This window comes from Salinivirga sp. (genome assembly GCF_035268865.1).
Classification (GTDB): Bacteria; Bacteroidota; Bacteroidia; order Bacteroidales; family Salinivirgaceae; genus Salinivirga.
Window position 1 is genome coordinate 1 of sequence record NZ_DATFKB010000183.1, and the last position, 15,483, is coordinate 15,483.

Sequence of the window (15,483 nt, forward strand, 5' to 3'; positions counted from 1 at the left end):
TCCTCCGTTGGTCGATTCATAGACTTTTGCACTGTTGTAGCCACCAACTGTAACCCATACAGTATTGGGGTCGTCGTGTTTTACGGTGATGTACGTAACAGCATTTGATATTCCTTGCGATATATTATCCCATGTTGAGCCCCCGTCTGTAGTTCTCCATATATTATACAAATCACCTGTATAAATGTAATCTGAGTTTGATGGCGCAACTGCTAGTGATCGGAGTTTGTTACTGGTGTTCATCGTTGAGATTTGTGTCCAGCTATTTCCCTGGTTTGTTGTTTTCCATACGTTGGCATAACCAGCATATAGGGTGTTGTGGTCATTTTGATCCATCACATATGGTGCTACCCATGCACCTTGCTGTGCACCTGAAGGAGTTATGTCTGTACTCCAACTCCACTGGTTTGTAGTGCGTCTGATAGATCCATAATATACTGTATTGTATTGTATGTTTTCATCGGTATAATCTATGATACATTCCATTCCATCTCCGCCTCGTACATCTTCCCAGAAATTATCATAGGTTAATTTGGTCCCATTATCCTGCAGGCCGATTATTACTTCATCACTATTGGTTTGCGAAACACCTAATCGGTATATTTGACTGATGGTCATTCCGTTGGTTTTGTCATTGTAGGAGCCATTACTGCCATCTGTTGATGATATGTATACACCACCGTCGTTGCATTCAAATAGGTCTCCATTGTCCCTGTATTTAAGCATATGCTTGTCAGCGTGTACGGGTTGTGCACTGTAACTACCAGTCCAATGGTTAACCATGTTCCATGTTTGTCCGCCATCAGTAGTTCTCCATGTGTTTATGCCGCCAATAAGTGCTATGTCTGCATCTAATGGTGAAACCGCAATGGCCAGGTCATACCATCCCTGTCCGCCATCATCATAACCATTATCCCAGCCAAGGTAATTTTTACCATTGGCGCTACCGTCCACTAATTCAGTAAAGGTGTTACCACTATCGGTAGATTTATGGATAGAGTTGAGTCCTCCAGACCCATTCGCAGCAATTGCGTAAATTACATCAGGGTCAGCTGGCGTGATGGCGATTTCTGTACGACTGGCCGAGAGACCCAGAATAATGGACCACGTGTTTCCACCATCGGTAGATGCCATTACTTGTCCGTTTTGTTTCGCCCCATAGAGTGTAGTGAAATCGCCGGGCTTGTACTCCATGTCTATAAAATATGCGTAAGCATAAAGTTGTTCCCATGTTTCGGCACCATCGGTTGTTTTAAAAACCCCATTTGTGGTTGATGCGACTATGGTTTGGGGGTCATTGGGATCTTGCAATAGTCGTGAAACCATTTCGCCATCAGCTATATTGAAACTTAACCCTGTTGAATTCCAGGTTGCTCCGCCATCTGTACTTTTGAGTACTCCTACGCTATTGTTGTCCCAACCATCTCTGTCGCCCGTAGCTATATAAATAGTGTTTGAGGTTTCGTAATCATCAGGTACTAGAACATCGCTAATACCAAGTACTGGATTATCATCGGTGAGGCAGGTCCAGGAGGTACCATTATTGCTTGTGTACCATAGACCTCCTGAGGGAGCAGCAATCCAGTATTGATCATTATCTGTGGGATGAAATGCAATGGTATTGATTCTGCCAACTCCGGCATAGCCACCTTCAGAAGAATTTGGGCCCATGCTTTGCCAATTGTCATTGAAGTTACCATTGGTTGTGTTTTTTGCTGCCCAATTTTTATAAATATTCATTGGGTTTACATCGGGGAAAGCTCCGGTTTTAGGATCAACTCTTGTTTCCCAATACCATTCCCATCTTTTAAATTGCTTCCATCCCGGAGCTTTTTGTTTTTCACCATTGCTGTTTATGATATAACCATCTTTTAGGTCATATGCTTCCCAATACTCTTCAAATGCTTTTTGATAATCGAGGAGTGTTAATTCTCCGTTTGATTTGTCAGCCGGCAGGTTTTGTGTCCAGGGCTGCGCTGAAAGAAAAACGGCCATAAACAGGCCTGTGAGTAACAAACTAATACGCTTCATGTTAATTAATTTTAATTTTACTTTTACCAATTTTTAGGTTGGTTTATTCTTTAACGGGTTATTTATCGCCTAATCTATTTAGAAAAACGCATAATATCAAGAAAAAGTTGCAAATTAATCCCTTTTTTGTGTTTTCTTTATGTGTTTCAATTCCAAAAGATTAAATGGATTGACTGGCAGCCCTTGTATATCGTTTTGTACAAAACGTACTACTTTATCATAGTACAAAGGAACTACCGGACTGAAAGATATAACCCGTTTTTCCATCTTATAATAGAATTTATCTCTTTTTAGTTGGTTTTCTGGCTTTAATGAGGCCTTGTAATAACGGTCTGTAATGCTGTCTCCGAATCTGGTGTAATTTGGTCCCTGTGGGCTTTTGTTTTTGCTGTAAAACAGGGCAAGGTAATTTTCTGCATCAGGATAATCTGCAATCCAGCTTGCACGAAACATTGGAACTTTACCTTTTGAAATCATATTTCTATATGATGCCCCTGTTCCAAGATTTATCTCAATATTTATGCCTATGCGTGAGGCTTTATGCTGTATGTACTCACAAATGTCGATATAATCGCTGGTTGTGAGTAATTGAATGGGCTGGTTATACCCATCATGAAATCCCGCTTCATTTAGTATTCTTCTTGCTAAATCAGGGTTGTAGTGGTAACCTCTTACCTTTTGGGGGTAGTTTCTTGTGAGGGCAGGCGGCACCATGCCGTTGTGAGCCGGGTAGGCCATGTTGTTTCTTAGATAGGTGACCATTTCTTCGCGATCAAAGCAGTAGTTAATGGCTTGTCTTACTGCTTTTGGAACTACTTGTCCTGTAGTGCTGTCCAAATTAAATCCAAGGTATTCGGTATTCAGATAATGTCCGGTTTGCAGATATATTTTGTCTTTATGTTTTTCCCTTAACTGTCCGTCTCTTGTGAGCAAGGCATCTTTGTACTGTGCGTTAATACCAGAAATGAAATCTAAATTACCCAGCATGAACTCCATAAACTCACTTTGTTTGTCTGTAATAAAGCTGATTACAACTGATTCTATATAGGGTAAGCGTCTTCCTTTTTCGTCTTTTTCGTAGTAATCGGGGTTGCTTTTGAGTAAAATCACATCGCCCTGCTTCCATTTGTGCATCATAAACGGACCTGTTCCTATAGGGTGTTGGCCAAAAGCATTCCCGTAATGACTGATGATTTCTTCAGGAACTACTGCGCAATACTTCATCCCAAGTAACCCGATGAATGGTGGAAATGGCTTTTTGAGTTTTATTTGCAGTGTTGAGTCATCCAGGGCTTTGCAACCATTCTTTCCATATTTTTTATCTAAATAGGTGAAAACCCATGCTCCCGGGCTTGATGTGGCCGGATCCATTATTCGGTTAAAACTATAAACAAAATCATCTGCGCTAACTCTTCTGCTACCCGGTTTATTGAAAAGTTTATGCTTATGGAACTTTACATTTTTGCGGAGTGTAAAGGTGTAAAATAACCCATCCTCCGATATTTTCCATTTTTTTGCAATAGCTGGTTTGATATTCAGTAATGAATCAAATTGTACGAGGCCGTCAAAGATTTGATGAACCGGCCAAATAATCGTTTGGCTTCTTGCATAGGCCGGGTCAAGGGTTCCAATGCCTTTAGATTCATTATACCTGAAAACCTTTGACTCATCTGTTTTGTGCAATTTGCAGCCCATTGTAAACAAAAGAGTAAGGGCTGAAATAACTAAAATGTAAAATTTTCCGCGCATTTAATAGCGTTAATGTAATTGAAAAAGGCTAATTTCGTTACAAAACTATAAATATCTGTTGAAATCATGCTGGAAATATTAAAATACATACTACCGGGATTGATCGTTTTTGCCGCCGTCTATCTTGTGTTGCATTATCATTTAAAACAGCAGCGAGAAAAGGCTAAGGTAGAGGTGATGCTGAATAACCGGAAGACCATTATTCCACTCAGGCTTCAGGCATATGAGCGTTTAATTTTGTTCCTTGAGCGGATATCTCCCGAGGCACTTATCATGCGTATTCAGCGGCCCAATTTGAGCGTGTTTGAATTGCAATCAAAATTATTGCAAACCATCAGAACAGAGTTTGACCATAATTTAACACAACAACTTTATGTGTCGAATGATGCCTGGAAATATGTGCGCAATGCGCGTGAGAATGTAGTTAAAATTATTAATAGCAGTGCAGAGCAGCATGACCCTAAAAAGCCAGCTATGCATCTTAGCAAAACTATTTTGGAGGATAGTACAGGTAGTAATGATCCGACAAAGAAAGCTATCCATTTTCTAAAAAGCGAAGGACAGGTAATTTTAAAATCCTGACTACTCAGCTCATTTCAGACTACCTCTTTTTATACGTAAAACTACCCGTTTTTGCTAATCACAACAGTTAAGGTCCTATCTTTTCGAAAGGAATGTTGTAATTTGCAAATTCATGGGACATAGACATCTTTTTTTATTAGCGCTTTTACTCTTTGTCGCTGGCAATTCGTGTGCCCAGTCGATGTGGGGTTCGCTTTTTTCTGAAGATAAGTCAAAAGAGCTGGAATCTGCCTATCAGGGTGTGTCAAGCGATGAACAACAAATTCCATTTGAATCGCTAAAAAATTATGTTAATACCCTTAATGATTATGCACTATTGCATTTTCAGGAACTCAATGATGAATTTCAGAAAAAAATTGTTTCACGTCTGGTGAATACAGATTCAATGGATTTTTATAACAATGAGAAATCATATGATTGGTGGCAGAAAAAGTTCCTGCAGTTGAGTGAAATTATGCCGGTTTTTGTGATACAAAAACAAGTAGGAAAATTCAATAAGCCAATCGATACTTTGGAGATTAAAGTACCCGGAACCGATAAGGTTATTTCGGTTATTGTAAACAACGAGATTATTAAAGGTTATTTGTTTTCACGACAACCAGATAGTTTGTTGGCCGAGCAGGATTTGAGACATTTATATTCCAATGATGTATACGACTTAATTGCATTCTACAGAACAGGAAGAATTCCGAAAAGAAGTGCAGAGGCCACACGAATATTGGCAAAGGATACAATAAAAAAAGAAACTTTCGTTACTGATGTGTCCGACACTAAAAGTAATGATGTTGACAATGCCGATAGAAAGGAGTTTGCAAGCCAGAAAGAACCTGAAACAAGTGATGAGAAATCAGAATCGAAACCAATTCCACCAGCCGATCTCTCGAAGGGTATTGCTTACCGGATACAAATAGCAGCAGCCCGTAATCCGCTTTCAGGTGATGAGCTGAATGCCCGATATCAGGGTGATAGAAGTAAAAAACAATTCAGAGAAGAGGGGTGGATAAAATATTATGTGGCTGAGACACCAACTTTAGATAAAGCCAGAAATATTTTACAAGAAAAAGGTATGCCCCGGGATGCTTTTATTATGGCTTATAAAAATGGGCAAAAAGCACCAGAATACCTGCGCAAAACTTTTGGAAAAAGTTCTAGTGGGTTCAGAGATTTAGCTCCGCTGACTTATAATGGTAAAATATGGGTGGTTCAAATTGCAGCCGATCAAAAACCACTTGAGGTAAAAGATATTAATAGCAGGTATTCAGGAAATAAACCTGTTTACTACATAAACGAGGGGGTGTGGCACAGATACTCAATTGGTGTTTTCGACAGTTTTCAGTCAGCCGATGGTTTAAGAAAAACTTGCGGGGTTTCGGATGCGTTTGTGGCGGCATATTTAAATGGACATCGGCTGGATTCATGGACCGGCAGGCAGGAAAAATTATCTGACGACCCAATAAAATATATTGTGCAGGTGGCAGCATCCTTTAAAAAATTGCCTGATGCGGAATTAAAGGAACGCTACAGGGGAGACAGTACAGTAATCTATTTCCAGGAAAATGGTTACCATAAATATGCTATTGGATACTACAAAACTTTTAAGAAAGCAATTGAAGCAAAAGAAGGCTGTGGTGTTCCGGATGCATTTATTAAAGCCTACCAGGGTGATAAAAAAGTGAGTTTGTTTAAAGCAAAAAATATTACGGATTAAACTAAAAAAACCAGGATATGAAAAAATTAATTTTTTTACAGGCAATAATCGTTATTGTGCTATTAAGTTCTTGTATTAGCCAGAAAAAAGTTTGGTTAATGCAGGATCAGGTACCACAAACACAAACCGAGTTTACCAATCCACGTCAGGAATCATATAAGGTGAAGCCTGGCGATCGCTTATTTATTAAAGTTTATAGTAGCGATAAGCAAACAAGTAAGTTTTTCCAAACAGATCTGCCAAACTTTATGAATAGTACATATCAGTACTTAAATAGCTACCCGGTCGATCCGGATGGTTACCTGAACTTCTCATTTATAGAAAAATTAGAGGTTGAAGGCCTTACAGTCAGGGAGGTTGAAAAGGTTCTTCAGGAAACTCTAAATGAGTATTTTAAAGATGTTACGGTTGTGGTAAAGCTGGTCAATTTCCAGGTAACTGTACTGGGAGAGGTTGAGAATGAAGGTAAATATACAATCAATGAAGAACGTATAAATTTACTTCAGTCAATTGCACTTGCTGGAGGAATTAAAGAGTTTGGCGACCGCGAAAATGTATCGTTGATACGGCATAGTAAGAACGGTTCCAGGGTACATTACCTGGATCTTACGAATAAGAAAATACTGGAATCTGATTTATACCATATTCAGCCCGGGGATGTAATTTATGTAAAATCTTTAAAAAGCAAATCATTCACATACGAGACATTCCCTTATTCGGTATTATTGTCTTCAATGGCCATTATCGTTTCAGTTGTTTCTATTTTAAAATAAACTAAGAATTTAACCCTTTTAATTGCCATTTGAAGATAGGTGATCATGGAGCAAAATCCATCGCAAATACTGGAAGCGGAGACTATTAATGTAAGGAAACTGTTACTAAAGACAATTAGTTACTGGCCCTGGTTTGTTTTGTCTTTAGTTATTGCTGGTGCTGTCGCAATGCTTTGGATTCGTAGCAGTCAGACATCATATGTAAGTTATGCCACACTGCTCATAAAAGAAGATGGTCAATCAATGGCACTCGATAATCTATTACTGAACCAAACTCCAAAGCGAAATATAGCAAATGAGGCAGGTATAATAAAATCTATCCATATTAAGCGAAAAGCGCTTGGTTATATTCCGTCGGGAATATCATACTATGTAGAAGAAAAACTTAAAACAAAAGAGCTTTACTCCAATCCACCGTTTCATATTGAGATTGATTCTTTGCACATTCAGCCCTATAATGTTCCTGTATTTATAAATCCTAATGAGCAAGGCCAGATTCACATAAAGGTGGAAGGTGAGCATGTAGCATTTAAAAAGCCAGAAGGAGGCACGGTTTCCATAAAGCCTGAATTTATTGTTGATACAGTTATTAAGCCTGGTGAATGGCTGGTTACTCAACATATGGCTTTTAAAGTTGATGCACTCGCATTAGAGGGTATCGAAGGCTCATGTTTTTTTGTAATGAACAGTGTTGCCCGGCAGGTCGGATTTTATAGCAATCTGGAGGTTACAATGAATAAAGAATCAGCATTACTTGACCTCTCCTTAGAAACGGATGACGCTCAGAAATCCATAGATTTGCTAAATGCCCTAATAAAAGCATATCTTGATTCAGAGATTGAACAAAAGTTAGACCAGCGTGATGAAACCATTGGTTTTATCGATCAGCTTATTGTTGAGATTTCAGATACACTTGACCGCTACGAAAACCAGCTGACCGATTTTCAGACGGAAAACCTGACCCTTGGCATTGAGGCGAAAAGTGAAGATCTTTATAGTAAATACAGCGATTTGCAAAGTAAGCTCTCACAGTTGTCGCTTCAACAGCGGTACTATAAATATGTAGGTAATTTGCTTGAAAAGGAGAAAACACTCAGCGACCTGATTTCTCCTGCAACGCTTGGAATCAACGAGCCCATTATAAACGATTTAGTAAGTCAACTAATCGACCTCTATAATCAAAAAAGCGAATATGCTTATAATACGAGGAAGGACAACCCATACATTAATGTAATTGATGAAAAAATATCCAATCTGCAGTCTTCACTTCTTGTAAATATAAACAATAACCTGGAGGCGCTTGAGCTCTCAAGGGAGGAGCATGAAGCACAACTGCAGGAAATAGAAAAGAAACTAGGTAAACTGCCTGTTACCAATAAAAAACTTAAAACCTACGAGCGAAAATTTAATGTAATAGATAACCTTTATACTTTTCTGTTAAAGAAGCGCTCTGAAGCACGTATTGAGCGTTCCGGAACAAGACCTGCCAATGAGGTTATACAATATGCCACACCGCTTACAACTACTCCGCAGAAACGCAGTCCTGTTCAGGTTTTTATTATTGCTATGGTGCTGGGTTTAATTGTACCCTTTGGCGCTATACAACTTAAATCCGTAATCTTTAATAAGGTTGAAGATGAGGATCAGGTGCGTAGTGTAACTGAAATACCATTGTTGGGACAGGTTTTACATGTAAACAAAAAGAATAAAGATGTATTTGCAGATCCGGTTTCAAACGAAGCAGAAGCATTTCGCACTTTAAGAACAAATCTTGGCTTTTTTGCCACGCGTGAGCCTGTTAAAGTTGTGTTGGTGACATCTTCAAAAAAAGGAGAGGGGAAAAGCTTTGTTGCGCATAACCTTGCCAGGGCTTATGCCTATAATAAGAAACGTAGTTTGCTGTTGAATTTTGATCTGCGTAAGTCACATTCTAACGAAAAAGGATTGTCGAATTATTTGAGTAACCAGGCATCGTTGGATGAAATATTGCAAAAAAATGAGCCCGACTTGCACTATGTTGGTTCTGGCCCAACACCTCCCAATGCAGGAGAGTTAATAACCAGCCCGTTAATGAATGATTTGTTTGAGAAAATACGCAATAGCTATGATCTTGTTGTAATTGACAGCCCGCCATTATTACCCATATCAGATGCTTCTATTTTGTCTGATTTTTCTGATTTGCAGCTATTTGTGGTAAGACTTAATTATACGCCAATGGATTTGTTTAAGCAAAGCATACGTAAACAGACTTTCCAAAACCTTAAGCGGCCTCTGGTTTTATTAAACGACATTCAACCCAGAAATTCTTATTACGCTTATCAGTATTATCAGAAGGGGTATTAGGTTATTGAGATTCTTTATTTCTAGAGGTTTTCAGCAATTTTTTCGATGGTAGTTTCAGATTTACACATGGGGCAAAAAATGTGTGTGTCATAAATGTTGAATGATATATTGCAATTTGAGCAAAAATACCAGGATTCATGTACTTCAATATTTCCGCCTTCAATTTTGATGTGCGCATCCCGTACAAGTGCTCTGGCCATTTTTTTTCTGGCGGCGTTATAAATTCTCGTAAGTGTAGGTCTGGAAACATTCATTATTTCTGCTACTTCTTCTTGCTTGAGGTGCTCGTAGTCCAATAATTTTATGGCTTCGTATTCATCGAAGCTTAATGTTATGGTGTCAGAAGTGTTTTTGTTAACAGATTTCCATCCCCTGCCTTTAGGCGGTAAAAAAACGGTTCTTTTTCTGGTTCTTCGTGGCATTAATTGGTCAGGTTGTGCTGATTGCAGGTTATACTCAACTTTTAATATTAAGGTATTTTCCGGTGTGTTTAATTATATTGTTCAGAAAAAGAATATTCATTTCAAATCCATTTTCGTTGTAATACATTGTAATGAAGCTTTCTCCTTCTTGTATAGACCATCTGCGGGACCATTTTTTTTGATCAAATAATACCTGATCTTTGTCATTCCAGAGGCCGGTTCCAAAATCATCGTTCCCATATAACTCTACAACATGTTCAATCAGGTGGGCTACTTTTTTATCTGTAACCTCCAACTCGGCCGAAAAAAGCCTGACATTGATGGGGTTGCTGCCTGTGAAATTATTTTTATCAAAGAAAACTTTAAATTGCACTCTGTCAAGCAAGTCAAGCTCGTCCCACGGTAATTTCCGTTCATATACGATCATGAACATAGCTTCTGTGTCGTAGCTTTCCACTTCTTTGTACTCACCATAAAAAAAAGTTGTGAGGTCGTAGGTGAAAAGATCGAGAATGCTTTTTTCTTTTTTGCTTGTCTCGAAAAAGTGCATATTTCAAATGCTTCAGTATTATTACAAAATTAAAATTTTTTTGCAAAAACCCTAAAGTAGAAGTGATTTATTAACGGCCAGTTAACAAGATTTGTAGTCTTCTTGAGGAAGGTAATTTGGGGTAGCACTTGTTTTATTCGAAAAGCTTTTACATAACAAATAATTGAGTCAAACAATAGATGTTAATTTGGTCTTGATGCCACAACTCCTTTTGTTTTCCAACGACCCGACAGGTAGTAAGAAAGTACAATTACCAGGCCTACAGCCCAACCAATGGGGTTGGCCCACCAAATGCCTTCGTACCCAATTTCTCCTGACAGCCACCAGGCAATGGGAAGCCTTACGGCCCATAAAGATAGTAATGAAGAAATCATGGTGATGATAGTTGCCCCGGCCCCCCTTAAAACACCTATGGTACTGAACATTATCGAAAAAATAATGTAAAAAGAGCCTACAATAAGCAAATATTCAGCCCCTATTGAAATAACGGATTCGTCTTGCGTAAAGAGGGCCATTAACTGGCTTCCAAAAACAACTACGACCAAGGTTACCAATACACTAATTGTAGCAGACATTAATAAGGTTGAAAGATAACCCTTTCGGACTCTTTCTATTTTTCCGGCTCCCAGGTTCTGGCCTACAAACATAGAAAGGGCCGATCCAAAATTCATTGCTGGGAGTGTTGCCAGTGAGTTTAGCCGCATGCCAACACTGTATGCAGCAATTACATTGGTGCCAAACTGGTTTACAATACCCATTAGGGCTGTCATTCCAATGGCTATAAAAGATTGCTGAAATGATGTTGGTAATCCAATACGCAGGCTTTTCTTAAAAATTTCTTTGTCGAAAACCAGGCCTTTAAACGAAAACTGGATAAGCTCGTGTGTCCTGTTCAGGTATACTATAGCTGTTACAAATGCGCCTCCCTGCGAAATTACCGTGGCTAATGCTGCTCCCGCTATACCCATGTTGAATACAAGAATGAAAAGTAAGTCGAGCAAAACATTGAAAATGGTGGCGATCATCAGAAAGTAAAGCGGGGTTTTACTATCTCCAAGTCCGCGAAGAATACTGCTTGTGGTTTGAAAACCAAAAAACACAAACGATCCGCCTATGTAAATACTGAAATAAACCATGGCCTGGGGTAACAATTCCTGGGGAAGTTGTAACAGGCCGAATATTTCTTCGCCAAATAGCAGCCCAAGTGCAGTGATAATTATGGATACGAAAAACATAAAAATGAATGTCGTATCAATTGCTCTTACTACTTTGTCGTAATCTTTTGCTCCAAAAAATTGTGATATAACAATTGTTGCACCTGATCCGATTCCAATTACAAATGAGATTAAAGTGAAAATTACCGGGAATGATGCCCCAACAGCAGCCAGCGCCTGTTTATTGATGAAGTTACCAACGATAATACTGTCAACAATGTTGTAGAATTGCTGAAATAAGTTGCCAATTAGCATGGGCAAAGCAAAACGGAAAATTTGACTTCTTTCACTACCGTTGGTAAGATCTCTCATTTTTTCGCTTTCTCCTTAAAACAATCTCCGTAGTATTACAATTTTTAGCGTGATTAGTTGAATGATAAAATTGTATTTGAGCCTAATTTTTTTACCCGCTATACTCCGGAATAAAGGAGCAAAGATGGTAATAAAAAAACTGTCTGAAGCATTTTGGTATTACTAAAATGCCCCAGACAGTTTGGTTTTTTTACCGGTGTTATAAACTCCAGTAAATAAATTGTTTTTCGTCTACTTTGTTTTTAAATATGCCTTTAATGTCAACAAAAATAGATTCTTTGGTGCCAAGGTCGGAGAAATCTTTAGACCCCATTTTCTTATATGCTTCGTGCTGTACGGCAACACATACCACATCGTAAGGGCCGTCGGTTTTATTGACTATATCGATGTCATATTCCTCTTTTACTTCTTTTGGATCGGCCATCTCATCAATAACATCCACATTTACTCCAAAGCTTTCAAATTCTTTTACAAGGTCTACAATTTTTGAGTTTCGGATGTCGGCAACATCTTCTTTAAAGGTTATGCCCATAATTAATACACGGCTACCTTTAACATTTTTATCCTGCCCCACGAGTTTTTTCACAACTTCTTTAACTACATAAGCACCCATTCCATCATTTATGGAACGTCCGCTGTCTATCATTCTTGGGTGGTACCCAAGTTCTTTAGCTTTATAAAGTAAATAATACGGATCTACACCGATACAATGACCACCGACTAAACCCGGGAAAAAATTCAGGAAGTTCCATTTGGTTCCGGCAGCTTCAAGCACATCAAGCGTGTTGATATCCATTTTGTTGAATACCATAGAGAGTTCATTCATCAAGGCAATGTTTACATCGCGCTGAGTATTTTCAATAATTTTTGCTGCTTCAGCAACTTTAATGGTTGGAGCGCGGTGAATACCAGCTGTAATAACCATTTCGTAGGTTTTCGCAATGTTTTCCAGTGCTTCATCGTCATTCCCTGAAACCACCTTTTTTATTGTGGTTAATGTATGTTGCTTATCGCCCGGGTTAATTCGTTCAGGTGAGAAGCCAACTTTAAAGTCTTTGGCGAATGAGAGCCCTGATTTTTCTTCCAGTACAGGTATGCACTCTTCTTCAGTGCATCCGGGGTACACCGTGGATTCATACACCACGTAGTCTCCTTTTTTAAGTATTTTGCCAACAGTTTCTGATGCGGCAATCAGGGGCTTTAAGTCAGGCAGGTGATGATCATCAATGGGCGTTGGGACTGCAACGATGTGGAAGTGGGCTGCTTTTAAGTCTTCGGGGTTGGCAGTGAACTCTATGTCGCACCCTTCAAATGCTTCTGATTTCAGCTCTCTGCTCGGGTCAATGCCTTTTTTCATTTGCTCAACCCTTTCGGCTTTGATATCAAAGCCAATTACTTTGATTTTTTTTGCAAATTCTAATGCAATAGGCAGGCCCACATAGCCAAGCCCAATTACTGAAATGACCTTTTCCCCTTTAGTTATATCTTCGTACATAGGATTGTATTTTTGTTTTAAAAATGTACTTATTTTTATTCTCCAACAAATAAAATTGATTAACAAAGCTGATTCATTGACTATTATTTGTCTACTTTTTTAAAAATGGATGGAAATCACCGGTCAGGCTGCTGATTTTTGCATTTCTTATATCATGTACAATTTCTATAGAGGTTCTCGCGTCGACGGGTCCGTATCCATTGCCATTAAGAATTTCTTCGTAGCTTTTGGTGTGCAAGTCAGTAAAACCACCACTAAATTCTATTTCTTCACCATCAACGGTAATGGAACGGTAAGTACGCTGGCCTTTTTCTTTAATTTCAGCGGGTACATTCTCATAATCGACACTCAAAAACCAACGAACACGCGCTTTTTTTAATACCAGCATTCCTGCTGCATCTGTGTCGGTGAGTTTATGCGTAATGTTTTGTTCTACATCGCCAAAGATCCATGTGAGCATGTCAAAAAAGTGAATTCCGATGTTGGTGGCAATGCCTCCTGATTTCAAAGGATCGCCTTTCCATGAAAAATGATACCATTTGCCACGGCTTGTGATGTAGGTGAGGTCTATATCGTGAATTTTGTCGGGCTGTTGCTCAATTTTTTTCTTAAGCTCCAGAATGGCCGGGTGGTAGCGGAGTTGTAAAATATTATAAATTTTTTGCCCGCTCTCTTTTTCCAGGTCCATTAAACCTTCTACATTCCATGGATTCAGCACAAGTGGTTTTTCACAAATCGCATTTGCCCCTTGTCTTATGGCAAATCGGATGTGTGAATCATGGAGGTAATTTGGCGAACAAATGGAAACATAGTCCAGTGGCGAACCATGTCTTTTTAGTTTATCTACGTGTCGGTCGAAGCGCTCAAATTCTGTAAAGAAATCAGCATCAGGAAAGTATGAGTCCATTATTCCAACACTGTCAAAATTGTCAAGTGCAGCTACAACTTCATTTCCTGTCTCTTTTACTGCTTTGAGGTGACGAACTGCTATATATCCAGCTACGCCAATTATACCGAATGTTTTCATTTATTAATTTTGCTTTTTGTTCAGGTATTCAATTATTTTTTTGATTCTCGCAATATGTGGGCGTTCGTAAATTAGACCATCGATGGTTACTATTGAAAAATCTTTGAGTTTTTCCAGATCGAACCTTTCACTAATGGCAATTGCATGGTTAATTTCAGCTTGATTATAATACTCAATTTCTTGTAGTACCTTTAATTGTGCAGGATGCACTATTATTTTTGCATCGTAGCCCATCTGAAAGCCCTGGTGGCATTCTTTTTCAAACAAATCACGGTCTTCCAGTACCATAGAGGCCATATCAATGGCTTCAATATTACATGCTTTTGCTACGTTTAGCAGATAGTGTCTTGCCCATCTTATATTCTCAAGTGAATATGTCATGCCAAGGTTTGCAGCATAATCCTGGGCACCCAGGCAAAGGCCTTTGAACGGGTATTTCCCCGAAAGCGCCATGTCTTTAACGTGCATTAGCGCTGAAGGCGACTCCACAAGGTAATACCATTCCAGGTTCTTGATGTCATAGTAATTAAAAATGTTCAGTAACTCATCAAGCATCTGTATTGTTTCCGCTTTGGGTATGTAAAACCTTCTGAAGCCAAGGTCGATGAGCCTTTCCAGGTTCTTGTTTTTGAGTTTCCCTGATGATGAATACAGTCTGGGCCTAACAATATACTGCTCACGCCCTTCAATGTTTTCAAGGTTTTCGAATGCCGATTCAATTTCGTTCTCGGCAATAGCGTCTTCAAGATCGAAAACAAACTCGTCTGCCTCTATTTCAGGCATCTTATCAATGAATTTTTTTTGTGTTGCAGGGATAAAGAAATATGATTTAAGCATATTAACTCTCTTTTTTTACTTGTCTATTTTCAAGTATGTAAAAATCTTTGCTTTCGGGACATTGTGCCCGGTTGTGTTCGTCGAAATGAAGTCGGTGGCCATATTCGCTCATCCAGCCTATTTGCCTTGAGGGGTTTCCTACCACAAGAGCATAATCGGGGATGGCTTTGGTCACCACAGCCCCTGCTCCAATAAAGGCATACTTGCCAATATCGTTACCGCATACAATTGTTGCATTTGCACCTATTGTTGCACCTTTTCGGACGGTTGTTTTTGCGTATTGGTCTCTTCTGGGGACTGCACTTCTTGGATTGATTACATTGGTGAAAACCATGCTTGGTCCAAGAAAAACATCATCTTCGCAAATTACACCAGTATATATTGAAATGTTGTTTTGGACCTTTACGTTGTCGCCAAGCACTACATCAGGCGACACGACA

At 39.0% G+C, this 15,483-nt stretch carries 13 protein-coding genes; 4 read left to right on the top strand and 9 right to left on the bottom strand.

The genetic code is table 11. From position 1 onward, the window contains the following. Positions 1 to 2,031: hypothetical protein (locus VJ937_RS10915; RefSeq protein ID WP_324067007.1), on the bottom strand; the 2,031-nt coding region annotated here is incomplete at its 3' end. A 114-nt stretch (positions 2,032 to 2,145) separates the two neighbouring features. Beyond that, positions 2,146 to 3,780 carry an ABC transporter substrate-binding protein gene (locus tag VJ937_RS10920; RefSeq protein ID WP_324067009.1) on the bottom strand — a complete coding sequence of 545 codons (1,635 nt, stop codon included), beginning with the start codon at positions 3,778 to 3,780 and terminating at the stop codon, positions 2,146 to 2,148. A gap of 66 nt (positions 3,781 to 3,846) precedes the next feature. On the opposite strand from VJ937_RS10920, the gene VJ937_RS10925 reads away from it, so the two are divergent. The 4 genes from VJ937_RS10925 (at position 3,847) to VJ937_RS10940 (ending at position 9,186) form a co-directional block, all read left to right on the top strand. Then, positions 3,847 to 4,362 (top strand): hypothetical protein, encoded by a 516-nt coding sequence (locus VJ937_RS10925; protein WP_324067011.1) that lies wholly within the window; start codon positions 3,847 to 3,849, stop codon positions 4,360 to 4,362. Between the two features lie 112 nt (positions 4,363 to 4,474). Then, the gene (locus tag VJ937_RS10930; RefSeq protein ID WP_324067013.1) at positions 4,475 to 6,070 is read left to right on the top strand and encodes a hypothetical protein; all 1,596 of its coding nucleotides are present in this window, start codon (positions 4,475 to 4,477) and stop codon (positions 6,068 to 6,070) included. Between the two features lie 17 nt (positions 6,071 to 6,087). Continuing rightward, positions 6,088 to 6,843 carry a polysaccharide biosynthesis/export family protein gene (locus VJ937_RS10935; protein ID WP_324067015.1) on the top strand — a complete coding sequence of 252 codons (756 nt, stop codon included), beginning with the start codon at positions 6,088 to 6,090 and terminating at the stop codon, positions 6,841 to 6,843. Positions 6,844 to 6,888: 45 nt separating this feature from the next. Further along, positions 6,889 to 9,186, top strand: a complete 2,298-nt coding sequence (locus VJ937_RS10940) for a GumC family protein (RefSeq protein WP_324067017.1) — start codon at positions 6,889 to 6,891, stop codon at positions 9,184 to 9,186. Positions 9,187 to 9,206: 20 nt separating this feature from the next. Here VJ937_RS10940 and VJ937_RS10945 read toward each other — a convergent pair whose 3' ends face one another. From VJ937_RS10945 to VJ937_RS10975, 7 genes are all read right to left on the bottom strand, one after another. Further along, positions 9,207 to 9,608 (bottom strand): DUF134 domain-containing protein, encoded by a 402-nt coding sequence (locus VJ937_RS10945; RefSeq protein ID WP_324067019.1) that lies wholly within the window; start codon positions 9,606 to 9,608, stop codon positions 9,207 to 9,209. Between the two features lie 34 nt (positions 9,609 to 9,642). Next, a complete protein-coding gene (locus tag VJ937_RS10950; RefSeq protein WP_324067020.1) occupies positions 9,643 to 10,158 on the bottom strand; it encodes a hypothetical protein in 516 nt (171 codons plus the stop codon). A 182-nt stretch (positions 10,159 to 10,340) separates the two neighbouring features. Beyond that, positions 10,341 to 11,684 (bottom strand): MATE family efflux transporter, encoded by a 1,344-nt coding sequence (locus VJ937_RS10955; RefSeq protein ID WP_324067022.1) that lies wholly within the window; start codon positions 11,682 to 11,684, stop codon positions 10,341 to 10,343. A gap of 199 nt (positions 11,685 to 11,883) precedes the next feature. Next, positions 11,884 to 13,179, bottom strand: a complete 1,296-nt coding sequence (locus tag VJ937_RS10960; protein WP_324067024.1) for a nucleotide sugar dehydrogenase — start codon at positions 13,177 to 13,179, stop codon at positions 11,884 to 11,886. A gap of 91 nt (positions 13,180 to 13,270) precedes the next feature. Beyond that, entirely contained in the window at positions 13,271 to 14,206 is a 936-nt protein-coding gene (locus tag VJ937_RS10965) for a Gfo/Idh/MocA family oxidoreductase (protein WP_324067026.1), read from the bottom strand. Between the two features lie 3 nt (positions 14,207 to 14,209). Beyond that, positions 14,210 to 15,043, bottom strand: coding sequence for an HpcH/HpaI aldolase/citrate lyase family protein (locus VJ937_RS10970; RefSeq protein WP_324067029.1), 834 nt, complete (start codon positions 15,041 to 15,043; stop codon positions 14,210 to 14,212). A 1-nt stretch (position 15,044) separates the two neighbouring features. Next, the coding region (locus VJ937_RS10975; RefSeq protein WP_324067031.1) for an acyltransferase at positions 15,045 to 15,483 on the bottom strand (439 nt) is incomplete at its 5' end.